The sequence below is a fragment of the Ensifer adhaerens genome (assembly GCF_028993555.1).
GTDB lineage: Bacteria > Pseudomonadota > Alphaproteobacteria > Rhizobiales > Rhizobiaceae > Ensifer > Ensifer adhaerens_I.
The window spans coordinates 1,797,753-1,822,212 of the sequence record NZ_CP118611.1 but is presented as its reverse complement, the minus strand read 5'-3'; the positions used below and the strand labels follow the sequence as shown (position 1 = coordinate 1,822,212).

General features: G+C 60.8%; 19 protein-coding genes and 6 pseudogenes. 14 read left to right on the top strand and 11 right to left on the bottom strand.

Annotated features, from left to right (window positions below):
- Positions 1 to 30 precede the first annotated feature (30 nt).
- Genes PWG15_RS28430 through PWG15_RS28415 form a run of 4 tightly spaced genes read left to right on the top strand, consistent with a single transcriptional unit; the run spans position 31 to position 4,034 of the window.
- The gene (locus tag PWG15_RS28430) at positions 31 to 1,500 is read left to right on the top strand and encodes an aldehyde dehydrogenase family protein (protein WP_275024842.1); all 1,470 of its coding nucleotides are present in this window, start codon (positions 31 to 33) and stop codon (positions 1,498 to 1,500) included.
- The gene (locus PWG15_RS28425; protein ID WP_275024841.1) at positions 1,497 to 2,528 is read left to right on the top strand and encodes a proline racemase family protein; all 1,032 of its coding nucleotides are present in this window, start codon (positions 1,497 to 1,499) and stop codon (positions 2,526 to 2,528) included. Before PWG15_RS28430 ends, PWG15_RS28425 begins: the two co-directional genes overlap by 4 nt.
- Positions 2,525 to 3,277, top strand: a complete 753-nt coding sequence (locus PWG15_RS28420; protein WP_275024840.1) for an SDR family NAD(P)-dependent oxidoreductase — start codon at positions 2,525 to 2,527, stop codon at positions 3,275 to 3,277. Before PWG15_RS28425 ends, PWG15_RS28420 begins: the two co-directional genes overlap by 4 nt.
- Before the next feature lie 4 nt (positions 3,278 to 3,281).
- On the top strand, positions 3,282 to 4,034 hold the full coding sequence (locus tag PWG15_RS28415; RefSeq protein WP_275024839.1) for an SDR family NAD(P)-dependent oxidoreductase: 753 nt from the start codon (positions 3,282 to 3,284) through the stop codon (positions 4,032 to 4,034).
- Positions 4,035 to 4,881: 847 nt separating this feature from the next.
- On the opposite strand, the gene PWG15_RS28410 is transcribed toward PWG15_RS28415, so the two are convergent.
- The 3 genes from PWG15_RS28410 to PWG15_RS28400 form a co-directional block, all read right to left on the bottom strand.
- Positions 4,882 to 5,037, bottom strand: coding sequence for an SHOCT domain-containing protein (locus tag PWG15_RS28410; protein WP_425536774.1), 156 nt, complete (start codon positions 5,035 to 5,037; stop codon positions 4,882 to 4,884).
- A 367-nt stretch (positions 5,038 to 5,404) separates the two neighbouring features.
- Positions 5,405 to 7,051, bottom strand: coding sequence for a caspase family protein (locus tag PWG15_RS28405; protein ID WP_275024837.1), 1,647 nt, complete (start codon positions 7,049 to 7,051; stop codon positions 5,405 to 5,407).
- A gap of 15 nt (positions 7,052 to 7,066) precedes the next feature.
- Positions 7,067 to 7,252 carry a hypothetical protein gene (locus PWG15_RS28400; RefSeq protein WP_275024835.1) on the bottom strand — a complete coding sequence of 62 codons (186 nt, stop codon included), beginning with the start codon at positions 7,250 to 7,252 and terminating at the stop codon, positions 7,067 to 7,069.
- Between the two features lie 292 nt (positions 7,253 to 7,544).
- On the opposite strand from PWG15_RS28400, the gene PWG15_RS28395 reads away from it, so the two are divergent.
- Positions 7,545 to 7,745 (top strand): hypothetical protein, encoded by a 201-nt coding sequence (locus PWG15_RS28395; RefSeq protein WP_275024834.1) that lies wholly within the window; start codon positions 7,545 to 7,547, stop codon positions 7,743 to 7,745.
- 371 nt (positions 7,746 to 8,116) lie between these two features.
- Here PWG15_RS28395 and rpsU read toward each other — a convergent pair whose 3' ends face one another.
- Both rpsU and PWG15_RS28385 read right to left on the bottom strand, forming a co-directional pair.
- Positions 8,117 to 8,347, bottom strand: coding sequence for a 30S ribosomal protein S21 (gene rpsU / locus PWG15_RS28390; RefSeq protein WP_057249963.1), 231 nt, complete (start codon positions 8,345 to 8,347; stop codon positions 8,117 to 8,119).
- 167 nt (positions 8,348 to 8,514) lie between these two features.
- On the bottom strand, positions 8,515 to 9,309 hold the full coding sequence (locus PWG15_RS28385; RefSeq protein ID WP_275024833.1) for a L,D-transpeptidase: 795 nt from the start codon (positions 9,307 to 9,309) through the stop codon (positions 8,515 to 8,517).
- Positions 9,310 to 9,987: 678 nt separating this feature from the next.
- Here PWG15_RS28385 and serA point away from each other — a divergent pair.
- The 3 genes from serA to PWG15_RS28370 all read left to right on the top strand — a co-directional run bounded on the left by serA (position 9,988) and on the right by PWG15_RS28370 (position 12,210).
- Positions 9,988 to 11,226 carry a phosphoglycerate dehydrogenase gene (gene serA / locus PWG15_RS28380; RefSeq protein WP_275027239.1) on the top strand — a complete coding sequence of 413 codons (1,239 nt, stop codon included), beginning with the start codon at positions 9,988 to 9,990 and terminating at the stop codon, positions 11,224 to 11,226.
- 377 nt (positions 11,227 to 11,603) lie between these two features.
- Positions 11,604 to 11,879, top strand: coding sequence for a type II toxin-antitoxin system ParD family antitoxin (locus tag PWG15_RS28375; RefSeq protein WP_275024832.1), 276 nt, complete (start codon positions 11,604 to 11,606; stop codon positions 11,877 to 11,879).
- Positions 11,860 to 12,210, top strand: a complete 351-nt coding sequence (locus PWG15_RS28370; RefSeq protein WP_275024831.1) for a type II toxin-antitoxin system RelE/ParE family toxin — start codon at positions 11,860 to 11,862, stop codon at positions 12,208 to 12,210. Before PWG15_RS28375 ends, PWG15_RS28370 begins: the two co-directional genes overlap by 20 nt.
- Positions 12,211 to 12,231: 21 nt before the next feature.
- Here the strand turns inward: PWG15_RS28370 and PWG15_RS28365 are convergent.
- Positions 12,232 to 12,798, bottom strand: a pseudogene (locus PWG15_RS28365) (tyrosine-type recombinase/integrase); the annotation flags it as partial.
- A 231-nt stretch (positions 12,799 to 13,029) separates the two neighbouring features.
- On the opposite strand from PWG15_RS28365, the gene PWG15_RS28360 reads away from it, so the two are divergent.
- Positions 13,030 to 14,736: an adenylate/guanylate cyclase domain-containing protein gene (locus tag PWG15_RS28360; RefSeq protein ID WP_275024830.1), complete on the top strand. Its 1,707-nt coding sequence runs from the start codon at positions 13,030 to 13,032 to the stop codon at positions 14,734 to 14,736.
- A 58-nt stretch (positions 14,737 to 14,794) separates the two neighbouring features.
- Here the strand turns inward: PWG15_RS28360 and PWG15_RS28355 are convergent.
- From PWG15_RS28355 to PWG15_RS28345, 3 genes and pseudogenes are all read right to left on the bottom strand, one after another.
- Positions 14,795 to 15,112, bottom strand: a pseudogene (locus PWG15_RS28355) (hypothetical protein); the annotation flags it as partial.
- Positions 15,102 to 15,977, bottom strand: a complete 876-nt coding sequence (locus PWG15_RS28350) for a PGN_0703 family putative restriction endonuclease (RefSeq protein ID WP_275024829.1) — start codon at positions 15,975 to 15,977, stop codon at positions 15,102 to 15,104. The gene PWG15_RS28350 and the pseudogene PWG15_RS28355, both read right to left, overlap by 11 nt.
- Before the next feature lie 90 nt (positions 15,978 to 16,067).
- Positions 16,068 to 16,346: pseudogene (locus PWG15_RS28345) on the bottom strand (DUF2726 domain-containing protein); the annotation flags it as partial.
- A 107-nt stretch (positions 16,347 to 16,453) separates the two neighbouring features.
- Between PWG15_RS28345 and PWG15_RS28340 the strand changes: the two are divergent.
- The 4 genes and pseudogenes from PWG15_RS28340 to PWG15_RS28325 all read left to right on the top strand — a co-directional run.
- Positions 16,454 to 16,648 (top strand): annotated as a pseudogene (locus PWG15_RS28340) (Lrp/AsnC ligand binding domain-containing protein); the annotation flags it as partial.
- A gap of 20 nt (positions 16,649 to 16,668) precedes the next feature.
- Positions 16,669 to 17,579: pseudogene (locus tag PWG15_RS28335) on the top strand (homocysteine S-methyltransferase family protein).
- Between the two features lie 202 nt (positions 17,580 to 17,781).
- Positions 17,782 to 18,687, top strand: a complete 906-nt coding sequence (locus tag PWG15_RS28330) for a site-specific integrase (protein ID WP_275024828.1) — start codon at positions 17,782 to 17,784, stop codon at positions 18,685 to 18,687.
- A 3-nt stretch (positions 18,688 to 18,690) separates the two neighbouring features.
- Positions 18,691 to 19,884, top strand: coding sequence for an IS91 family transposase (locus PWG15_RS28325; RefSeq protein ID WP_275024827.1), 1,194 nt, complete (start codon positions 18,691 to 18,693; stop codon positions 19,882 to 19,884).
- A gap of 560 nt (positions 19,885 to 20,444) precedes the next feature.
- Here the strand turns inward: PWG15_RS28325 and PWG15_RS28320 are convergent.
- Positions 20,445 to 22,304 carry a TPR end-of-group domain-containing protein gene (locus PWG15_RS28320; RefSeq protein ID WP_275024826.1) on the bottom strand — a complete coding sequence of 620 codons (1,860 nt, stop codon included), beginning with the start codon at positions 22,302 to 22,304 and terminating at the stop codon, positions 20,445 to 20,447.
- Between the two features lie 215 nt (positions 22,305 to 22,519).
- Here PWG15_RS28320 and PWG15_RS28315 point away from each other — a divergent pair.
- Positions 22,520 to 22,909, top strand: a pseudogene (locus PWG15_RS28315) (oxidoreductase); the annotation flags it as partial.
- A 688-nt stretch (positions 22,910 to 23,597) separates the two neighbouring features.
- On the opposite strand, the gene PWG15_RS28310 reads toward PWG15_RS28315, so the two are convergent.
- Positions 23,598 to 24,443, bottom strand: a complete 846-nt coding sequence (locus PWG15_RS28310; protein WP_275024825.1) for an SHOCT domain-containing protein — start codon at positions 24,441 to 24,443, stop codon at positions 23,598 to 23,600.
- Positions 24,444 to 24,460: the final 17 nt, after the last annotated feature.

The window sequence follows — 24,460 nt, the reverse complement described above, 5'->3', positions numbered from 1 at the left end:
GCCCGCACAAACGCATCCAGTGAGGACACCATGCAGAACAAGCTTTTCATCGATGGACAATGGACCGCACCAGCCGACGGAAGCACGCTTCCCGTCATCGATCCAGCGACCGAAGAGGTCATTCACCATATCGCCGCCGCCGGCGCTGCAGAGGCCGAAGCGGCCGTGAGGGCGGCCCGCGAAGCCTTCGACAACGGGCCTTGGCCGCGCCTTTCGGGCAAGGAACGGGCGAGATACCTGCGCGCGATGGCGCGGGGCATCCGTGATCGCCTGCCGGAACTGGCGCGTCTGGAAACCCGCGACAACGGAAAGCCGTTGCCTGAGTCGGAGTGGGACCTGGCGGACGCCGCCGGCTGCTTCGAGTTCTACGCCGACCTCGCCGAGGAACTGGATGACGAGGTCGAAGAGGTAAAGCTTGCCGATCAGCGCTTCGTCTCCAAGGCCGTGCGCGAGCCGCTCGGCGTCGCGGTCGCCATCGTTCCCTGGAACTATCCGCTTCTCATGGCCTCGTGGAAGGTGGCGCCGGCGCTTGCGGCCGGCTGCACCATGATCCTGAAACCCGCCGAAACCACCTCGCTGACGGCGCTGGAACTCGGCGCGATCGCAGAGGCCGCTGGCCTTCCCAAAGGCGTGCTGAACATCCTTTCCGGCAAGGGCTCGGTCGTCGGCCAGGCGCTGGTCGAGCATCCGCAGGTGGACAAGGTGGCTTTCACCGGATCGGGCCCGGTCGGCTCCCGCATCATGGCCGCCGGTGCCAAGGACATCAAACGCATCAGCCTCGAACTCGGCGGCAAGTCGCCCTTCGTTGTCTTTGCTGACAGCGATATCGAGAAAGCCGTCGAATGGATCATGTTCGGTATCTTCTGGAACCAGGGTCAGGTGTGCTCGGCGACTTCAAGGGTTCTGGTGGAGGCGCCGCTCTACCCGAAGCTCCTGGAGCGGCTGGTCGAGGAAGCCAGAAGAATCAAGATCGGCAACGGCCTCGATGAGGGCACGCTGCTCGGGCCGCTCGTCAACAAAGGACAGTACGAGGATGTGCTTGGCCACATCGAGCGCGCCGTCGAACAGGGCGCAAAAGTTGCCTGCGGTGGCCGGTACGACGGCTTCGGCAAGGGCTTCTGGGTCGCGCCGACGATCCTCACCGACATGACGCTTGAAAGCGATGCCTGGGTCGAGGAGATCTTCGGTCCGGTCGTCTGTATCCGACCGTTCGAGGCCGAGGAGGAAGCAATCCGCCTCGCAAACGATTCCCGCTTCGGCCTTGCGGCAGCGGTCATGTCGGCCGATGACGAACGCTGCGAGCGTGTGGCGGCGGCCTTCCGGGCGGGCATCGTCTGGATCAACTGCTCGCAGCCGACCTTCACCGAGGCGCCCTGGGGCGGCTACAAGCAGTCCGGCATCGGGCGCGAGCTCGGCCGCTGGGGCCTCGACAACTACCTCGAGACCAAACAGATCACCCGCCTCGTCAGTGATGAGCCCTGGGGGTGGTACCTGAAATGACCTTCGACAAGGCGCTCGATCTTTTGCTCGTCCATTGCCAGGGGGAAAGCGGCAATGTCCTGATCGGTGGTGCGCCCGAGATTCCGGGCGTAACCATTCTTGAAAAAATGAACTACCTCAACAACGTCGACCCGTCATTGCGCCTGTTTCTGACGCGTGAGCCGCGGGCGCAGGTCGTTCATACGACAAACCTGCTTCTCAATCCGACCCGGCCGGACGCGGATGCTGCCTTCATCGTGCTGCAGCCGGATCGCGCCCACCCGATGTCGGGCTCAAACTGCATCTGCGTGGTAACTGCGCTTTTGGAAAGCGGCCGGGTGGAAATGATCGAACCGGAAACCATCGTGCGGCTCGACACGGCCGCCGGGCTGATCGTCGCGCGGGCGCGGTGCGAAAACGGTCGATGCCTTTCGGTCAGCCTCGACAATGTACCAGCATTTGTTCAGCAGCTTGACGTTGATATCGACACACCCAGATGGGGACGGATCAAGGGCGACATCGCCTTTGGCGGCGTCTTCTATGCGCAGATTGATGTGGACCAGGTTGGGCTTCGCATCGTGCCGGGGGCTGCCCGCGCACTTGCCGAGGCGGGGACCGAGATCAAGTCGCTGCTGGCGGAGCAGGTTGAGGTCGAGCATCCCGAAATCCCCAGCCTCAACGAGATAGCCTATATGATGTTCCGTGACTATCAGCCGGACGGATCGGTCATCACCTGCACGACGCTGAAGCCGGGCCGTGTGGATCGTTCGCCCTGCGGCACCGGCTCCTCGGCCAATCTCGCGATCCTGCATGCGCGCGGGCAGGCGAAGATTGGAGACAGACGTGTTTCGCGCAGCATTATCGGCGGCACCTTCACCGCGGAAATCCTGGGCGAGACGACGGTGGGTGGTCGTCCCGCGGTTCTGCCGCGTATCACGGGCCAGGGCTATGTCTTTGGACGTCAGCAGCTGCTCCTGGACCCGCATGATCCATTCGCTCAAGGTTTTGCCATGTCGGACACGTGGGGACCACAGGTGGGGGAGCTATGAAACTCAAAGGACAAACCATTCTTGTAACAGGTGCAACCGGCGCCATCGGGCAGGCGATTTGCCAAGCTCTCGCGGCAGACGGCGCGAATGTCGTCGTCCACTATGGCCGCAATCGTGATGCCGCCGAGGCGCTTGTGAACGCGCTTGGCGGCAGAGGCTGGTGCGTGCCGGCCGATTTGTCGGATCCGGCCGGCCCTCAAGTCCTATGGGATCAGGCCGTCTCCGTTGCCGGCAGGCTGACTGGTCTGGTCAACAATGCCGGCATCCGTTCCGAGGTTGCGGTAGACGCGCCAATGGATGAATGGCAGCGGGTCTGGGCGCGAGAAATGCGTGTCAATTTCCTCTCGGCGGTCGATCTGTCGAAACTCGCCATCCTGCATTTCCGCGCCCATGGCGGTGGGCGCATCGTCAACATGGCGAGCCGTGCAGGACAGCGCGGCTACACCTCCAGCGCCATGGCTTACGGCGCCTCGAAGGCGGCGCTGATCAACCTCACCAAGTCCATCGCGCTAAGTCACGGCCATGAAGGCGTGACTGCCGTGGCACTGGCGCCCGGATGGGTGCGCACTGAAATGGCCGAAGCCTATATCGCCGAGCATGGCGAGGCTGCGGCCTTGGCCGGCATCCCCATCGCCAGGATGGCTGCGCCCGAAGAGATCGGCGAGATCACCGCATTTGCCTTCCGTCCTTCGCAAGCCTCTCTTAATGGCGCTGTGCTCGACGTGAACGGCGGCAGCTATCTGAGGTAATTCCATGCGTTTCAAGAACAAGATCGTCATCGTCACCGGTGCAGCAGGCGGTATTGGCGGGGCGATCAGCGCCCGTTTTGCGGCCGAGGGCGCCAAGGTCATCGTCACCGACATGAATGGGGAGGGCGCCGAGGCGACCGTCGCGGAGATTGTGGGTAACAGGGGCAGCGCGCGCGCACTCGCCAGCGATATCTCCAACGCTGACGGTTGCCGCGCCATCATCGACAACGTCATTTCGACCGAAGGGCGCATCGATGTGCTTTGCAACAATGCCGGCATCAACCGCCGCGGCAATCTTCTCTCGCTGACGCCGGAGGATTGGAGGGTAAGCTTTGCGGTCAATGTCGATGCAATGTTCCATCTGTGCCAGGCGGTGTTGCCCCACATGATCGAGGCTGGCGGCGGCGCCATCGTCAATACGGCATCCCAGTGGGGATTGTATCCCGCACCGAACCACATCGCCTATAACGTGACGAAGGCAGCTGTCGCGAGCTTCACGCAGAACCTTGCCCGCGACTACGCGCCGAACAAGATCCGCGTCAACGCGGTCTGCCCGGGAGAAATACACACGCCCATGCTGGAAGCAGGTGTAAAGCGCTCTGGGCGTACAATCGCCGACCTCGACAAGCTCGTGCCCTTCGGTCGCATCGGCAAGCCGGAGGAGGTTGCCGCCTTGGTCGCCTTCCTTGCGTCCGACGAGGCAGCCTTCGTGTGCGGATCGCTGGTGGAAATCACCGGCGCACAGGCGGTCGCCTGACAAGAGTTGAAGACGTTCCGCTTCTCTGCAAACGCCGAAGAGACGAGAAAGCACCGAGCCGACGGAGGCATTGCTACGGAGCACTTGGCCGCATGGGTGTGCCAGAAAGCGGCAGCCCGGTCCAAAAATGGTCGCATATTGTATCGGACGAACCTTGCCGGAACAACGCGGAGCGCCTCTTACCAGACTGGGACGAACTCCGCGGTCACATCGCAGACATCCAACCAACTCGCGATGTTGCGTGAGACTGGTCACCTTAATTCTGATTGGCTGTCCGAATACACACCGTCGATGTCACGAAGCGCCAAGATCGCAGCACAGACTCACGAAATGCGCTCCCTGACGGGGTTTGGTGTCAAATATTGCCTGGACGAGGACGGCGATGACGGTTTGCGCGACATGTGTGGGGTTCAAGTCCTCCCTCTGGCGGCCCGCAGCGACACCAAGCGTCTTACCGGGAGGCGACGCCGCTCTTGCCAAAGCGACGGCCGCTGGCGGGGCACAACATTAGGTCTTACCTAGCGTCGCAAAGGTTCATCACCGGACATGCGAGGCGGATTGAGCGTCAATAATCGAAACGAGGATCAGAAGTCCGTTTGGGCCGAGCGATTGACGTCCGTGCCGAGACACCTATTCACCGGCAAGCAACCTCCGACGTCATCCCTTCGGGTCGAATCCGGATTGTCGCACTCGGCTTGCTAGGCGATCGGGAGACGCAGGATGGCATGGGTTTCGGTGAGCGGGCGCGAGCTCAATCGGTTGTCGAAGTTCATTGACGGTCGTCCTCGCCCGCGCGGCTCGAAGAAGCCTGCCATTGACCTCCGTGGCAAGCCCCGCTGATCGGGTGCTATAGTCGGTTGAGCAACTCCGACTTCTTGGCCTCGAATTCCTGATCCGTGAGAATGCCTTTCGCATGAAGTGCCGCGAGGCGTTCGATCTTGTCGAAGATGTCCTCATCCGACCGAACCGTCTCCGGCGCTGGATGTGCTCCCTGTTGTGGCATGGCGGGATCTGACGCGGACGATGCGAATATCGACGGCGCAGCCGTGGTGGCGGATGCCTTCGGTAGCCGGGGTGTTGCCGTTTCAAGCCGGCGGAGTTGGCCCGCTGAAATCCATAGTACTCGTCTGGTGGCAGCGCGCGCTTGCCAAGCGAGGTCTAACCAAACACGTTCATGGGAACGAAGGGGAGGGCCGACATCCTACTCGAAACAGTTGCAGCGCGTTCTGATGGGGAATGGGCGGACGCGCCAAGAATGGGGTCCGTTTCTAATAGGGCTCAAGATCGCGCTGGCCAATAATCACGCTTCTTGGCACTGCCGTCGGTTGGTGCGGCGTTGTCACTACGCCGATGGCGTCATCACCTTCGCTCTACATCTTGTTCATGGAAATTGTTCCCGAACAGCCGCTGCCTGCTCCCGTCCCCCTAAACCTGCCTGTTCCTTTGCCCCCTTTTATCATTCCCGTCAGGGTGTTGCCGCCTTTCCTCCCTTTATGGACGAAGGTGTGGGCAATATTGACGGACCCGTTGCTGGAGATTTTTCCCGAAAACCCAGAGTTGGACGAAATTACGCCGTTTCGCACGAAAAGGAGTGTCGAGAGTTCGCGCCAGTCGCCGCAGTCTGTCTTCGCGTGCCGCGTCAAGTTCCATTTGCCGTCGAAGACACTCAAGCCAAGCCCCACGCAGCGGTCGTCGCGCACCACCATTCCGTTTCCACAGACAAGCGGACAGACGCGGCTGCCGGTCGCCTTCAGCCCGTTCAAAAGCTCCTCCGTTGGTGTGAGCGATGCAAGCTTGAGCCCCCTGCGTTCGGCGTATTCTTTCAGGGCCTTCTGACTGCTCTCACCCCACTTGCCGTCGATCTGGCTGAGGCATCCGATCCGCGCCAGTTGACTCTGGGTAGCGAGCGCGAGGTCCCCGGCAGCCATGTGGCCGGCGGACGAACCTGACGCCTGGGCCTCTGGGGTGGTCTGCTCGAGCGCGGCGACGTTGGTTTGGCTGGCGTTGTCTTTCGGGTCTACGGCGCGCTTGGAATCCGTCTTCTCCTGTTCCGTCGCGTGCCGTTCCTTTTCGCGTTCTGCGATTGCCGCAATCTTCAACTTCGCAAGCGTTGCGAACGCGCCATTGGGGTATTCCTGAAGGTATGCTTCAAAGAAGCTGTTTGCGGTCAGATCCTTGATGGAATTCCAGTATGCAAGCTCCACGGATCTGTCGGGATCTGTCGTGGCGGCCGGACTCGTTGCCGTGGCCGCAGCTGGCGACGGATTGAGAACGACGGGGCCCGTCAGGGATGAGCTGTCCCAGGGAACCTGCTTGCCATCAGTGGCCTGTAAGACTGTGCGACGCACTGCAATCAGGTCATCCGTTATACTCTGCCCGGGCGTGCCGAGGTGGTTCAGCAGCGCCGTCGTGAAGGGGGAGTTTCTGCCAGCGCCGTCAAGAGCAACGTTTCCGGGCTGCGTGGCGAACGCAATCAGCGAGCCCACGCCGGTATCGAGTTTCGCCAACCCCCGGCCAACGGCCATGGATCGGGTTCCCATGGAGCGGGCCAATGTCGCAGCGAGCGGATTGTCGCGGCACGCATCCAGGAAGACCAGACTGACCCTGGCGTTACGCTCCATTGCAGACAGCACAAGTTCTATCGGCAATGCCTCGAAATCCAGATCGTTGTTTGAACGAAGCTGCGCGTCGATCGGGATTATGTAGTTGCCGCCGTTTACCTGCAGCCCATGACCGGCATAGAAAAAGAGCGCTACGTCGGCGCCCTCGACCTTGCCGACAAATTCTCGGATCGACCGGCGCATTCCCGTGAGATCGAGGTCGCGGCCCGTCACCACCACGAACCCCATTCCTGTCAATTTCGACGCCATATCGCTGGCGTCATTCTGGGGGTTTGAAAGCTGCGGTGCGTGCTGGTAGGCCGAGTTTCCAATGACCAGCGCGACGCGCTTATCGGCCCAAGCGTAAGAGCTCAGGAAAAGGAGCGAGAGCAAGACGGCCGCGCGTAAGTAATGCATGGCAGCCAGCCCGCACTACCGCCACTTCGGTGTGCGCTGCGCGTTGTTCAGGAGTTCGCGAGCGGTGGCGAACATCCCAAACAGGCGCGTCAAACGACGTTCCTCGTCTTCGCAAAGGCGGTACCGTTTGCAGAAATCATGAACGGACCAAACCTTCGTGGCAGCGTCGGTTTCGAGCTTTTCGGCTTCCAAGCGTTCCATGCTTACCTCCCTGCGCACTCAAATTATACTAAAGTCTAATGTAGTTGAGAATAAAATAGGAGATAGCCCAATTCGGCTAAAGCCAGTCGCTGGCCGGCGTCGGAAAAGCGCGAAGGCCAGCCCGAGCTCTTAAATCTTTGACGGAAGGCGTCATCTAATCACGTCGTCGCTGTGATGTGATCGGGCTAAAGCGCAAGTTTGTAACCCCAATCGCAAAGGTCTGCGATGGGGCCTCGCTATCCGCTAAGCTGTGAAAGCTCGCTTCGCAGGCGGCGACTGGATGGGCCAGTACATGATTGCTCTCAACGGATTCTCAGATGCGGTGACGAAGAACATGATGCTGCTTCGTGATCGCAGTTGGATTGATATTCCCATGATGTACCAAAATGGCCGACGCTCTTTGTTGACGTTGGAGAAAGGCGCTGCCGCCATGGATATGTTTCCCAGAGTAATAGAAAACTGGAACTCAAAGCTAACAGCAGAGGGTGATTGAGCGGTTGCGATCCGTGGCCAGAGCTCGCTTGCACGCTCTTATTGGCGCTCAGTTGGCACAGTAGGTGAAGCCTGCACGAGTATTGTGGCTGTGTTTGCTTCCGATTTGTGCGGCAAGGATCGCATAATGTATCGACCGGAACCCCTATCAGGTCGCCGATAGTTGAGGTCATTCTTTGATGCGGGAGAGCTGATCCAGTGCTTCGTGGTGATCGAAGCCCAAGCAGCGCGAATTTTTAACGTGTACTTTGCGGGTGCTGACTAATCTATTCGAGTTGCACAGCGGCCCCGGACAAATACATGGGCCTGTGCTTCTGAACCACAGGGCGCTGTACCCCACCGTCACAACGGCCGCCCTAAGCGTTCATGAAGCTATCTACTCTTTTTCGGCTTCGACGGGAGCAGGCCTTCGCGTTGCATTTGCTTGCGAGCATTCTTGCGCTGGCGGCTCACCGCCTCGGCTTTCTCGCGTGCCCTCTTGACCGAGGGCTTTTCAAAAGCTTCGCGCATCCGCATTTCACGAAAAATGCCCTCGCGCTGGAGTTTCTTTTTCAGGACGCGGAGCGCCTGATCGACATTATTATCGCGTACTAGAACCTGCATTGGCCGCTCGTAGTTGGAAAATGTCGCTCAACTTACAAGTTTTCGAACTGATTCCAAGTTCACAGTTTGCAGAAATTCGAGTCTTCTAAAATGAAAAGCAAGGCGACGCTGAAACCGGGTCAGGCGCGAAAATCTGGTCCTCGAACCATGCCTCGAGTGGAACGCTTTCACGCCACCACAATCGGGACTTTGGTCGGTGACGCCTTCACCCGGTTGTAAAGGTCGATGACGTCCTGATTGATCATGCGCACGCAGCCGGAAGATGCCTGAGTGCCAATGGTCCACCATTCCGGTGAGCCGTGCACGCGATAGCCAGTGTCGTGGCCGTCCTTGTAGATATAGTGCGCGCGGGCGCCGAGCGGGTTGTCGAGTCCGCCCGGTTGACCGCCCGTCCATTTCACAAGCTCTGGTTTGCGCGCGATCATCTCTTTGGGCGGCGTCCAGGTCGGCCACTGCTTTGTGTACTGGATCTCGGCGCGACCGCTCCATTCGAAGCCGGCCTTGCCGATGCCGACGCCGTAACGGATCGCTTCACCGCCTTCCTGCACCCAATAGAGATGCCGCTCGTTAAGCCGCACCACGATGGTGCCCGGCGCCTCTCCGGTTGGATCGATAACGATTTGCCGCCGGAATTCCGGCTTGACCTTCTGGTATGGGATTGCCGGGATCACGAAACCATTGTCGATCATCGAGGCATACATCGTGCCGTTGTCGGTGATGTTGCTGTCGACGCTGATCGGTGGGATAGCCCCGGTCGGCATGTGGTCAACGCCCGCAGGCGACAAACGAGCGGACGGCTCGAGCGGTTCCAGCGACGGGAGTTCAAGCGCCTGCGAGCAGCCGGATGCACCAAGTAGCGTCATGACACCGAGGCCTGAAAGCACGGTGCGACGGGAGACGACATAACCGGACTCTGAAATGGTGGCGCCGGAGGACGGCTTCTGATCTTGCGGCTTACGCATGCACTCTTCACCCCAAAAGAACGGTCGGCATCATGCCTCCGGCTGGGCGCATTTTCACAATTCATGGTTAAGGAGCCGTAAAACGCGCCTGCCCGCTTCCTTCTACTTGCAAGTCCATGGTGGCAGACGCGATGGCATGGGCATAAGCCAACTCCTCGTCGGAAGGGCTACAATTTTGGTTCTTGGCAGCCCAGGGCGAGCTGCTTGTCCGCGGTTTGAATCCGTTCAAGGCGAAGGCTTGGTGATCGGCTTCCGGTTCCCAGCGGACGATTGCTTACGGGCTGAAGCTAGTACCCAGTGCTGCCGCCTGCTGAAGAAAGGTTTGGAACTGTTCCTCGGGAACATACGAGCCCCCCGTTGTCCAAAGCACGTGAGTGGCCTTCGCCATGCCGTCTGAAACAGCTTGAGCAGCTCATCGTCAGCGACGGTGAAGATGCCGGCGAGCATTTCGCGCATCACCATCGCCGGAGCCTTCCTAGAAAGCGGGATTTCATCAGTTGCAAAATTCGCGGGCCCGTTTCGTGTCCGGATTGTCTGGGAAGGCGCACCAGCCGCCGTACCCGTTGTTGGCATTTGTTCTCGTGCAGTTTGTCTGATGGTCTCAATGACATGTCTTAATGCGCCTTGATGACCTACAATCGACATCGCTTTGTTAAATCCGGATTCGAAAGAATAGCTATGGCCACGCAGCTCTCTCTCCCACGCGATCGAATTTCCGTGCTCCTGCTGGAAGGCATAAGCCAGACTGCAGTAGACTACTTTTTGTCATCCGGTTACACCAACGTCGTTCATCTGCCGAAAGCGCTTGATGACAAGGAGCTCAAAAGCCATATCGCCGACGCGCATATCATCGGCATTCGTTCCCGCACGGAGCTGACGGAAGAGATCTTCGAAGCGGCCAAGAAACTTATTGCGGTCGGTTGTTTTTCTGTCGGTACGAACCAGGTTGATCTGGGGGCGGCGCGGCGACGCGGCATTCCGGTGTTCAACGCACCCTATTCGAATACGCGTTCGGTGGCGGAGCTGGTGATCGGCGAAATCATCATGCTGACACGGCAGATATTCCCGCGTTCGGCTTCTGCCCATCAAGGTGGCTGGGAGAAGTCGGCTGTCGGCAGCCGCGAAGTTCGCGGGAAAACGCTCGGCATCGTCGGTTACGGCAATATCGGCTCGCAGCTCAGCTCGCTTGCCGAAAGCATGGGCATGATCGTACGCTATTTCGATCTTTCAGACAGGCTGCGCCGGGGCAATTCGGAATCGATGGCGTCGCTCGGCGAGCTTCTCGAAATTTCGGATTATGTGACGATGCACGTTCCCGAAACACCATCGACGCATAACATGATCACCGAAACCGAACTGCGCATGATGAAGAAGGGCGCCATCTTCATCAACAATTCCCGCGGAACGGTGGTCGATCTCGACGCGCTCGCCAAAGTCTTGAAAGATGGCCATCTAGCCGGTGCTGCTGTCGACGTCTTTCCCAAGGAGCCGGCCTCGAACAAGGAGCGTTTCGAAACCCCGCTACAGGGCTTGAGCAACGTCATTCTGACACCTCATATCGGTGGCTCGACAGAAGAGGCCCAGCAGCGCATCGGTGGGGAGGTCTCCAGGAAGCTCGTCGAATATTCCGACATCGGCTCGACCATGGGCGCCGTAAACTTCCCTCAGGTTCAGCTACCCGAGCGCCCAAATGGCACGCGTTTCATCCACGTGCATGAGAACCGACCCGGCATGCTCATCCAATTGAATGAGATCTTTTCCTCGCGCGGAGTGAACATCGTCGGCGAATTCCTTCAAACTCACGGCGATACGGGTTATGTCGTCATCGAAGCTGAGGGGATTTCCGGATTCGCGGATGATATCCTTTACGCTCTTCGCGAAATTCCTGGAACCATCCGCTCCCGATTGCTCTACTAAGGCATTTTTGAACGGGGCCAACCCGCGGAACTTGAGTTTAGATCCGACATCAATCTTAGCGAATCTGGCCGGAATTTCGGCTCGAGCCCGGTTTATCGCGGTCGGTTCTGGACCAAGGGGAGGGGAGGCTTCGCCGTCGGCGAGGCCTCATCTTGTGTCGAGGAGACAACGCCCGACCCGGCATCGAGCCAAGTACGGCTTTTTTGGTGCCATACGGTGAGTGGGGAAGCTGCTCAGAATACTCGATTATGCCAAGCGGGCATGCCAGCCTCAAGGATGAGCGGTGCCCCCAATTTTCTTTGTCGTCGTCGCGGACATCTCGTCAGATTGACAAATGTGCTACTGAGTAGCAAATTGGGCTCAAAGGAGTTAAACCGATGAGTGTCAAATCGTCGATCTCGCTGACCGACCAGCAGGATGCGTTTGCCCGTTCGCTGGTGGAGAGCGGCCGGTATTCCAGCATGAGTTCCGTTCTTCAGCAGGGCCTGGAACTGCTTCGCCAAAAGACCGAAAATGAGACCGTCGAAACGGCAGCGCTTCGCGAATTGATCCAGCGGCGATTGAACGGACCGATAATTTCTGCGACGGAAATGGAAAGCCGTGTCGCGGCAATGATTGAGCGGAAGCGACGGGTTGTTCGTGTGGACTCTTGAGTATTCTGAGGATGCCGAACGCGATTTCGAGTTGATCTTCGATCATCTGTTCGACGTCTATGTCGAACTCGGCGACTCGGTCGACGAGGCCGTGGAGCGTACTGCTGAACTGATCCACAAATTGCGTGTCGAAATCGGTCGTCTCGTCGATACGCCAAACATCGGGACTCTGCGGCCGGATATTCATCCCGGCATCCGGTTTCTTCGGCGGGACAAGGCGGCTATTTGGTTTCTACCGGTGGAACATAGCCGCACAATCATTGTCGCGGCAATTTTCTACGGCGCGCAGGACCACATCAGAAATATGCTCGCACGTATGCTCGCGGGATAAGGTCCCTACAGCATAAGGTCCCTACAGCCCCGAAGCCTTCGTCAGATTGACCCTAGATCGGTCGCGTCGGCGTTGGTATTTGCAGGTCATTTCGGCGCTCGCATGGCCGAGCTGCTTTTGCACGTGGCGATCGTCGACTTCGGCCGAGGAGGCCAGACCGGCGCGCAGCGAATGACCGGAGAATTTGGCCGCCCGCTCGTCTTTGCCGAGGTTGCCATGCAAGCCGGCGGCAAGGGCTGCGGATTTTACGAGGCGGGCAGCCGCCTTGTCGTTGAGGCGGTCCGGTCCAAGGTCTTTGCCGCGTCCGGTGACACGGCGGAAGAGGGCCCCCTTGGCGAGTTTGGCGAACCTGATCCGGGTCTCGACGGCGACGAGCGGGCGGGTGGTGTCGGCGGAGCCGCGGCCGATCTCGACCTCGCGCCAGCCGGACTTTCCGTTCAACGTCAGCAGCAGCCCCTTGTCGAGGATCTCGATCCAGCCGCGCCCGTCCTCGGTCTGATCGCGTCCGAGGTCGCGACCGGTAATCTCGGAGCGGCGCAGGCCACCGGCAAAGCCGAGGAGCAGGATCGCGCGGTCGCGCAGGCCCCGGCTCCCACAACACGATAAGGCCTGGCGGGCGGCTTCGTTTGCTCCGCACCGTCTCATCCCGATCGTCGCGCTATACTCATTTCCGTGTCGTCCACTTCGACGCCGTCGGTCACAAAGAAGGATGGCGGCTCGATGGAGGTGGAGGTCGCCTGGACATTACCTCTTCCCACTTGTTGACTCACCCGCGGCTGAACAATAACTTTCGAACTCGGTCGTTAGGCTTGCCCTCACATGACGGATCAATCTCTTCAGCGTCGCCTTGCCGCCATCGTCGTTGCCGATGTGGTGGGATATTCACGCCTGATGGAGGCTGATGAAGTCGCAACGCTGGCGAACCTCCGGGAACTCCGTTCTGGCGTTATCGAGCCGGCTGTGATGCGCCACAACGGTCGCATCTTCAAGGCCATGGGCGACGGATTCTTGATCGAATTCGGTAGCGCGGTGGACGCGGTCGCAGCAGCGTTGGAAATGCAACGGGCCACCACTGCTGTTGAGGCTTCCGGAGACCGGCGCCTGCTTTTGCGTGTAGGCGTCAATCTGGGCGATGTCATTGACGACGGTTCAGACGTCCTCGGCGACGGCGTCAATGTCGCGGCGCGCCTCGAGACGCAGGCCGCACCGGGCGGTATCTGCATTTCAGCCAAGGTTCACGGCGAGATCGTCGGCAAGATCGGCGACCGGTTCTTTGATGCAGGCGAACGCTACCTAAAGAACCTGACTCGCCCGGTCCACGTGTGGCATTGGCCGGATGCGCTGCAGAGCATATTGCCGCTGCCCGAATGTCCCTCGATCGCTGTATTGCCGTTCACGAATATGAGTGGGGATGAAGCGGACGCGCCTTTCGTCGACGGCTTGACCGAAGACCTGATCACCGACCTTTCCCGTACGGCTGGCCTGTTCGTCATCGCGCGCAATTCCGTGCACGGCTACAAGGGTAAGCCGGTCGACGTACGGCTGGTCGCCCAGGAACTCGGCGTCCGCTACGTCCTCGAGGGGAGCGCCAGACGCGCAAAGGGCCGTGTCCGCATCAATGCCCAATTGATCGACGCGCTTGGCGGCCAGCACTTGTGGGCCGACCGGTTTGACAGAACGGTGGAAGATGTTTTCGAGTTACAGGATGAAGTTAACGCCAAGATTGTTGAAGCTCTCGTCGGCCGGCTGACCATCCCGACGCAGCGCAAGCGGCCGAAGAACTTTGAGGCATACGATCTGTGTGTGCGCGCCCGCCTCCTGACGGAAGAGTCGCCGCAAACGGAGCGTGAGGCCTATATGCTGCTCCAACGCGCGGTTGAGCTCGAGCCATCATATGCCGAGGCGCTCGGTCTGCTCGCCTATAACCGTTGGCTTTCCTGGACTCATTTCGGCGAGCCCGAAGATCCCAACCGTCGGATGGCAGTGACGTTCGCGCAGAAGGCGGTCGACCTAGATCCCAACGATGCCGGCTGCCGTTACGTTCTGGGGACCATTTTGGCTTATGAGCGGCGATGGGAGGAATCGGAGGCCGCCTTCGCCAAGGCCCTGGAGCTGGACCCCAACCACGCCGACACCTGGGCCGCCATGTCGGACATGTCCGTGCTGGACGGCAGGGTTGCCGACGGACTAGCGCAGATCGAAAAAGCTCTGCGGCTCAATCCCTATCCAGCCTGCTGGTATCTTTGTCATCTTGGGCAGGCGCAATACGCCGCGCGTGACTATGAGGCGGCAACCGCTACACTCCGCAGGAAAGACACGTATCGTACCAACTCACGCAAATTCCTGGCTGCTACGCTTGCGCAGTTGGGCCACCGTGAAGAGGCGCGGCGAGAAGCAGAATTGTTCCTGATCGCCCACCCTCATTTCACGATCGGCCATTGGCTCAGCTCCCAGCCGCTGCGCGATGCATCTGTACGAGACCACTTTGTCGACGGCTTCCGAAAGGCTGGCCTGCCGGAGATGTGACAGCGGCTGGGGACAATCGCGACGCGTTCGAGGACTTGATCAACGGATATGCGCTGCGCGAGAACGTTTTGATCTCAACCTGATCGTTGCCAAGCCGACCGTCGGCACCCTGCGCGTAGTTCTTGTTCAGCCTTATTCCGTAGGTGATGACGCCGAAGAGCTCTCCTATGTCTCCGTAGACATTCAGATGACGACCTGTCTCAAGGTGGTAGCTTTGTGCCAGTGACAAGAGCTCTTGAAAATACGGGATCAAAGATCTGATGGTACTGGGATATTTGGCGCGCCATTCGTGATATCGGAGCTGCTCTTCCACGTCGGACCAGGAAACCCACTCGCCGTCGTCATAGAAGGCGCGATCCCAGATATCAGCATCCATTCTTCAAGTCCGACCTTCGCGACCCCGCCCTTGCGATCTTTTGGTCGACCCATGCAGAAAGGCCGTTCCAGAGTTCTTGGTTCACGCCGAGGTGACGAGCGATCGCAATGATCTGCTGGTAGGAGATCGGCGTGATCGCAGCTTGGCCAGATACACTGGGATCCACCAGGCCTCGCTTTACCTTCCGCGCCGTCGGGAAGCTGGGATGATGGGCAAAGGCTGCTAGAGCTGCCGCTTGAAGGTTGCGGTGCTTGGCTATCGCTGCTGCCAGCACGGCGTTGCGCATCCACTGATAGGCGTCTCCCTTACATGGGCAGGGCGTATGATCAACGCCCGGATCGAGCGCGAAGGCCTCAGGGATGTATTCCCAATACCGAATGCCCTTGCCCGTAAGAGCGCAATGCGCGCGCACGCCGTTGCCCGGGTTGATTTGGTCAGCGTAGCTTCCGTTGCATTGTCGTTCGCCCGAGCGCGACACAGCCGTTTGGCTACATTGCTCTCCGGGTTCGGTGAACTTGCACTCGATGACGAGCGCGGCCATCGAGCCGGCGGCAAGGACGTCGACTTGCGTGGGCCTCGGTTCTCCCAGCAGCCGATCGCTGTCCGTCCACTCGAGTGTTATCGTCCATGGACCGCCTGATGCAACTCCCACACGCTCGGCGATGGCGTCGAGGATGCGGTCGCGATCGGTGCTCATCTTAAGTGTGCCGAACGCGTCGATTGCGATGGCTTGCGACGAATGCGCCTTGTGTGCCTGAATTCGATTGGCTCGGTCACGATGCCAAGGGAATGCCCTCCAGTCCTCGATCGCTCCGTGGCTGGCCGGAGACAGATTTTCGCGAACTGCCTCGAATTCGGCGATCATCTCGGGGTTGCCTCAATTCCATCAAGCCAATGCGATGTGTTGCTCCAATGGAGGTGGCTCGACCGTGCAGGCATTCGTGATGAGGGCGCGTTAGGTGACACTCGGCTTTTCCACCAGCTTCTCGATCAATCGCCTGAGTTCCGACGGCGTCGTTTGACCAGCTACGACCTCGTGGTACCCGATGCCAGCGCGGCGTAGCGCTTCCTTCTTGACCGCGTCACGTGCGGCCGCTGCGCCTTGATGATGCGCTCCGCCCTGGTACTCGATGACGTGCCGCGGTCGACAATTGCTGTCTACGAGCAGCAGATCGACACGCTTGGAGTTGATACAACTATAGGCGTCCGCATCGGTGCATCGGAGGATCTCACCGGGTTCGGTTTCCATGTAGTTGATGCCCTTGCCCTTCACGGTGCGGGCGATGATGCAGCACGGCTTTGTGCGCGGGCACGGTCGGCCTTCACGGCGCGCAGCAGCGTGAGGTCATCCATGCGCTTAAGCGTTTGCCGGAGGTCGTCTCCTGCGATGTCATCAGCGGCGAGTTCGACCTCGTTGTTCGGGTCGAGGCGAGTGCGACGGACCGCATCCGCGAAATCTGGCAGGAGGTATCCGTCCTGCCCGGCGTTCGCGACACGCTGACGGCATTCGCATTGTCCTCGATGATCAAACGCTGACCGCGGCGGAAAGGAAGTCCATGAAACCCACTAGAATCCTCGACGGCGGCATGAGCCGCGAACTTGTCCGCCTCGGTGCGGAACTCAGGCAACCTGAATGGTCGGCGCTCGCACTGATCGAGAACCCAGCGATCGTTCGGCGCGTGCATGAGGAGTTTTTTGCTGCCGGCGCCGACATTATCACCACCAACAGCTACGCGCTTGTACCGTTCCACATCGGCGAGGAACGGTTCCGCCTAGAGGGCCGCAGGCTGATGTCCCTTGCCGGACGCCTGGCGCGCGAAGCGGCCGACGAGGCTGTGGACCGAAAGGTGCTCGTTGCCGGATCGCTGCCCCCAATCTTCGGCTCCTACGAGCCGCAGCGCTTCATGCCGGACCTCGCACACGAATATCTCGACGCGTTGGTCGAGGAACTCTCGCCGTCGGTGGATGTCTGGCTCGGAGAAACCCTCAGCCTCGTGGCGAAGCCGAGGCGGTGCGGAATGCGGTGGCGGGCACCGGCAAGCCATTCTGGGTATCCTTCACGCTGGACGACGAGCCGGGTGCCGAGTACAGGCCGGCAGCGCTGCGTTCCGGCGAAAGCGTAGAGGAGGCCGCACGCTGGATCGCCGGATCTGGTGCGGCGGCGCTGCTCTTCAATTGCAGCCGCCCGGAAGTCATGCGCCGTGCCATCGATGAGGCCGCCTCCATTTTTGCGCAGGAGCGATTCTTCATCGAGATCGGTGTCTACGCCAATGCACTCGCCACGGAGGAGCAAGGTGCAGCAAACGAGACACTTCATTCGGTCCGCAACGACTTGTCGGTCAACGATTACTCTGTCTTCGCCTGTGAATGGGCAGAGAGCGGGGCGACAATCATCGGCGGCTGCTGCGGTGTCGGAGCATCACATATCCGTTGCGTTTCTGCCCGGCTCAAGGGGAGACAAACATAACCTTTTGTCCACTTCGGAGTGCATGGATCGCCGGTTCAAGGCGAGGGTCTTGAAAGTCGGCTCAGGGGCCGACGAACGAACCCGCTGCGCGGGAGGGCGCCTGCGGTTGAGGTAGAGATCAAGAACTGGTCGTTGCGCCTGCGTTGAGCGGCGTTCTGTAGGGGCAGAGCATCACAGGCTTCTTCAACAAAGGAGCCTGACCATGCCCCATCCCACTCTCGATGCCCCTGTCAGCCCGCTGCGCCAACGGCTGATCGACGACATGAACATGCGGCGTTTCTCACGGGGGACGCAACGCAACTATCTCCGCGATATCGGACGCCTGGCGACTTTCCTTGGGCGTTCACCAGACACAGCGACCACCGACGACCTGCGCCGGTTCCAGATCGAGCAGCAGGAGGATGGCGTTCCGATCCCGACCATGAACAGTATCGTGTCGGCGCTGCGCTTCTTCTTCACCCACACCCTCGATCGCCCGGACCTGGCGCGCAGGCTGGTCCGGCTGGCTCATCCGCGCAAGCTGCCGGTGGTGCTCAGCCGCGACGAGGTGGCCCGGCTGCTCAACGCCACCACCTGCCTCAAGCACCAGGCCGCACTGTCGGTCGCTTATGGTGCAGGTTTGCGCGTTGCCGAGGTGTCGATGTTGAAGGTCGCCGACGTCGACAGCGAGCGCATGCTGCTCAGGGTGGAACGCGGCAAGGGCGGGCGATACCGGAACGCCATGCTATCGGACGACCTGCTTTTGTTGCTGCGCCAATGGTGGAAGGTCGGACGCCAGCAGGGCGTGATGCACCGCGACGGCTGGCTGTTCCCGGGACAGCACGCGATGAAGCCGATCAGCACCCGCCAGCTGTATCGCGTGGTCGTCGAGGCAGCCCAGGCCGCCGACATCGCCAAGCGGGTCGGACCGCACACGCTGCGGCACAGCTTCGCCACCCATCTTCTGGAGGACGGCACCGACATCCGGATCATCCAGGTCCTGCTCGGGCACGCCAAGCTCAACAACACCGCCTTCTACACCAAGGTTGCAACCCGCACGGTGCGCACGGTCACGAGCCCGCTCGACAAGCTCGGGCTGTTCAAGGGAGAAGTATCCCCCGACGGCTGAGCCGTGCACGCCGCGGTCGAGATCGCCGACATCTTCCGTGCCGCCGGGCCCGCGTACCGGGCCACCCATTCCAGGCGCCTGAGCCTCACCCAGCTCAAGGTCATGTCGGCGATCGAGCATTGCCGCACCGCGGCCCTCGGCGGTCATGTCGAGGCGTGCGAGGACTGCGGCCAATGGCGGGTCGCCTACAACTCCTGCCGCAACCGGCACTGTCCCAAGTGCCAGGGCGCGGCGGCGCGGACTTGGCTGGCCGAGCGCGAGGCCGACCTGCTGCCGGTCGGCTACTTCCATGTCGTGTTCACGCTGCCCGCCGAAGTCGCCGGCATCGCGTTCCACAACAAGGCGCTGGTCTACGACCTGCTGTTCAAGGCGGCATCGGAGACGATGCTGACCATCGCCGCCGATCCGCAGCATCTCGGCGCGCGCATCGGCATCACCGCCGTGCTCCACACATGGGGATCGGCGATGACGCACCATCCGCACGTGCACATGATCGTGCCGGGCGGCGGAATCGCGCCGGACGGGAAGCGCTGGATCTCGTCGCGTCGGGCCTTCCTTCTTCCGGTCCGGGTACTGGGGAAGCTGTTCCGCCGGCTGTTCCTCACCCGGCTGATCGCCCTCCACGACGCCGGCCGGCTCGCCTTCTTCGGATCCATGGCGCACCTGGCCGACCGACGCGCCTTCCTGCACCATCTGAAGCCTGTACGGAGCAAGCGCTGGGTCGTCTATGCCAAGGCTCCCTTCGCCGGTCCGGAAGCGGTGCTAGCCTACCTGTCCCGCTACACCCACCGGGTGGCGATCTCGAACCGTCGTCTCGTCCGGTTCGACGAGAGCGGCGTCACCTTCCGCTACAAGGACTATCGTCGCGACGGCGCCAATCGCCAGCAGGTCATGACGCTCGCCACCGACGAGTTCATCCGCCGCTTCCTGCTTCATGTCCTGCCGCGTGGCTTCCATCGCATCCGCCACTACGGGCTGCTCGCCGGCTCCGCCCGCAAGGCCAGTCTCGCACTGGCTCGCGAACTGTTGAACGTCGCCGCACCGTCGGCTGACGACGGCCCGGAAGAACCGGACGACTTCCGCCCCCCATGCTCCTGCTGTGGCGGCCGCATGATCGTGCTCGAGGTGTTCGGACGAAGGAGGCAGCCGCGCGGGCCGCCGGACGCGACGACGACGAACCGGGAGACAGTTCCATGACCCGGCATGGCATGGTCCAGCCTTCAGCCGGAGGCACCCCGCCTTCGGCAACGGATCCACACGCCTCCATGGTGACCCTCGACGCTGACAGGGTCGCGTCCGACCGCCCACCAGGCCGACAACACCGCGCGGAGGCGCAACGAAGCGGTCCCGCCGGATCCATCCCGGTGCCTCCCGAAAGCGGTCACGCTATCCTCGACATCAGCCGAAAACGGAAATCCCCATAGCCATCGCCTGTGGCCCGCGGGTTCCTTCCTCGGGGACTTTCGTACGCCTGCCGGCGCCCGAAACTCTTCACGATGGCCGACTGTCCGCTGCCAGGACACCAAACACGAAAAGCGGACACGCGGCCCCTCGATGCCAAGGTCTTGAATAGGCCCAAGGGGACGTAGAAAGTTCGCATCGTGGAACGGCTGCTTTGCGCCACATCTGGACGCCAGCGAAGCCTCGCGGAATATCGTGGCGTATCAGGCCACCGAGTAACCAAGTGACGTTTGGTCCACGCTTCGGAATGGAATAGTTCATCTAGCCTACGGAGCGCCTGAATAAACAGGCTAGCCCTAGTCGATCAGTTCCAGCAGTTTCGCATAGCGTGGATGGCTTCGGATGGGATCAAAATCCGAATCGTTCTTGAACCAGGATTTCATATGAGGCCCAACTTTTTGCAGGTAGGGTTCCAGCAGGTCGATTGCGTGATCGGGCTCGCCGAGCAGCGAATAGACGCAGGCAACGTTGTACAGCGCATTGTTGTCGTCGGCATCGATCGCCAGGGCGCGATCTGCCCACTCCTTGGCCCGCTCATGCTGGCCAAGAGCAATGAGGGCGATGGCGCCGAGTTGGGCGGGATCGGAATTTTCGGGATGCTGCCTGAGGGCGCGTTCCGCCCGCTCGAGCCCCACCGCGGCCAGCTTAGCCTCCTCGTCGTGTCGACCGAGAGAGTGCAAGGCGTTCATGACCAGGAGCGGCGACCGGTAGTCGTCGGGGTTGATGTCGGCGCAGCGTTCGTAGAGTTCGACCGCTTTTTCCAGATCGCCTTCTGCGAACGAGTGTCGAGCATAGAAATAATGGCCCTCATAGGAGTTCGGATCTAGCGCGATCGCGCGTTCGAATTCGGCGACCGCGTCGCCGTGCCGGCCGTTTGTCGACAGCGCCAGGCCGTGCGAGGCATGTGCCTCGGCGAGGCTGGGATCAAGCGCCAGCGCCTTGGCGCAGGTCGCCAACAGCGCCTCGAGCGAGATCTCCGCACCGTGCCAGGCATGCAGGGCCGAATCGCAATCGGCGATCCCGGCATAGGCGCGCGCATAGTTGGGATCCAGATCAGCCGCCCTGGCGAAGAGGCGTCGCGCCAGTTGCAGCGATCCTTTGGTGCGCGTGTGGAAAAACTCGCGGCCTCTGAGATAGTTGGTATAGGCTTCGACATTCGCCGTCGGCGCCTGTCCAATCGCCTTCTTCTCTTCCGGCAGCAGTTTTACCTTGAGTTGCTCGACGATTGTGTGCGTGATTTCGTCCTGGATCGCAAAGATGTCGGTCAGGTCGCGATCGTAGCGATCGGCCCAGAGGTGCGTTCCATCCTTGCCGTCGATAAGCTGCGCGGTGATCCGCACGCGTTGTCCGGCTTTGCGCACGCTTCCTTCAAGGACAGTAGCGACATGGAAACGCCGGCATACGTCCTGTATGTCGACCAACTTGCCCTTGTAAGTGAACGCGGAGTTGCGGGCGATGACCGAGAGCCCGGAAATCTTCGACAGGTCGGTGATGATGTCCTCCGTGATGCCGTCGGAGAAGTATTCCTGCTCCGGATCGCCACTCATGTTGTCGAAGGGCAGCACGGCGATCGAAGGCTTATCCTTTGCCAGCGCTGCCTTGGGCGCCGCGCCGGTTGCTACGCCCTGCGGCGGAGTGCGCTGGAAGAGGTCAACGTTATAGACCCGCACTGGCCGGTCGATGTTCTTCAGCGTCTGTTCGCCCCTGTCCTCGAAGGCGAGGTCGAGCCGGTTGCCGACATTGTCGCGAACGGAGCCGGACACGGCGATGCCGCCCGGCTGGGCAATGCTCTCGATGCGCGCGGCAATGTTGACACCGTCGCCGTAGATGTCGTTGTCCTCGAAGATGATGTCGCCGAGATGAATGCCGATGCGAAATTCGATGCGGCGGTCATCCGGCACGTCGACGTTGCGCTCGCGCATCCTGCGCTGGATGTCGGCGGCGCAGGCAACTGCATTCACCACGCTCGGGAATTCGACTAGCATGCCGTCGCCGGTGACCTTGACGATGCGCCCCTGATGCTCGTTGATCTTGGCGTCCGCCATCTCGCGCCGGTGTGCCTTAAGCGCTGCGAGTGTCCCCGCCTCGTCAAGGCCCATAAGGCGGCTGTAACCGACGACGTCGGCGGCCAATATTGCAGTCAGGCGGCGTTCCATGATTGGTGGGCTACTGACTCCGGGGCTTCATCTTAGCAGTTTTTCGCGGTGAGTATCCGCATTTTCGTCGGCCAACAGTGGCACGACTGTATGGCAGCGTCCGGTTGCCACTGCGTCATAGCTCAACGAGGGATTGCGTATCTGCCAGAGAACATCGTAGCAGAAGAAATTGCTACCAAGCGTCCGGTGCAGGTTCTTGACGACTGGTCGCCGGCTTTCCCTGGGTCCGGAACGGGCAGGATGATCGCGTGCCGATGGAGCTTATGAACGTGCGAGCGCTGATATCTTCGCCTGATGAGGGGGAGAGCCTGCCGCTTGGCGAGACCGCAATCCGTGGCGTCGCGTGGTCGGGGGTCGGGTGTATTTCCAGGGTCGACGTAAGCCTGGACGGCGGCCCATGGCGCGAGGCGCGGCTCGTTGGTGAGCGGCGGCCCTCTTCCTGGCAATGGTGGGAGCTGATCACGCGACTTGAGCACACGGGGCCGCTCACAGTGCGGGCGCGCGCCACAGACATGGCGGGCCGGACACAGCCGGAGCGCGCCGAGTGGAACCGCCTGGGGTACGGCAACAACTCGATCCACTCGGTAGCGGCGCACGTAAGCTGAAGGCGGGAAGCGTGCGGATCTCCGGTGGAGATCGGCATCTCCACAAACACTGATGCGGCCGACGTAGGCTGTGCCATGCCTACACCTGGCTGCGCGGACTTGGTCGGAAGGCGGGGCACGCCCTTTATGAGGAGGTCGCATAAAGCGTCGACCGGAGCTGATTAGCCGCCTGACGACACTTGGTGTCAAATATTGCCTGGACGAGGACGGCGATGACGGTTTGCGCGACATGTGTGGGGTTCAAGTTCTCCCTCTGGCGGCCCGCAGCGGCACCAAGCGTCTTACCGGGCAATCTCCATAAAGCGACGCCGCTCTTGCCAAAGCGACTGCCGCTGGCGGGGCACAACATTAGGTCTTACCTAGCGTCGCAAAGGTTCATCACCGGACATGCCCGGCAGATTGAGCGTTAAAAATCGAAACGAGGATCAGAAGCTCGATCAGGCCGAGCGATTGACGTTCGTGCCGAGACACCTATTCACGGGCAAGCAACCTCTGACCTCATCCCTTCGGGTCGAATCCGGATTGTCACACTCGGCTTGTTAGGCGATCGGCAGACGCAGGATGGGATGAGTTTCGGTGAGCGAGCGCGAGCTCAATCGGTTGTCGGAGTTCATTGACGGTCGTCCTCGCCCGCGCGGCTCGAAGCAGCCTGCCGTTGACCTCCGTGGCAAGCCCGGTTGATCGGATGCTATAGTCGGCTGAGCAACTCCGACTTCTTGGCCCCGAATTCCTGATCCGTGAGAATGCCTTTCGCATGAAGTGCCGCGAGGCGTTCGATCTTGTCGAAGATGTCCTCATCCGACCGAACCGTCTCCGGCGCTGGATGTGCCCCCTGTTGTGGCTCGGCGGATTCCGACGCGGACGATGCGAATATCGACGGCGCAGCCGTGACGGCGGATGCTTCTGTCGCCGGCGTGTCTGGCGGTTCCTTGCCGCCCTGCCGTATCACATCCAGTTCCGAAATTTTCACCAGCCCATACTGAGAGGTGAAGCTCAGCGACTGATCGCCGCTTTGCTGTTGCGAGAACCCGCCAATGCGATGGTCCTTCGTGTCATAGACCAAAATCCGGCCGCCGATATCGATCGCTAGCCGTCGGGTTTTCGGGAAAAAGGCATAACGCAGGTCATTCTGCGCCCCGGTCGAGGCAGGATGCCCGAGCTCCTCGGGCCACCAGTCCCCAGCCGAATGCGCGCCCGGCACAAACAGGCTGACGCCGCCGGCCTGGTCTTGATACTGGGACTGGTGCGACGTCTGCGGGCGCAGCAAATCCATGCCGCGCACCAAGGCCGCAAGCTCGGAACAAACCCCGGCCACGTTCGCCTTCAGCGCATTGTTGAACATGTCGCCGACCATGATCATGCCGCCCTGCGACCACTGCCCCATCCCACCCAGATCAGGATGGTTGAACTGGGCCTGTGTCGCCTGCCCGGCGATAATCGCCATCAGCAGGTGCTCCACCGCGCCGAGGCTGACCCCGTACCGCTCCGCAATCTCTCCCAGGGTTCGTCGGCCCTCTTCACTGAGTTGTCTCATCGCGATTGCTTCCTTAC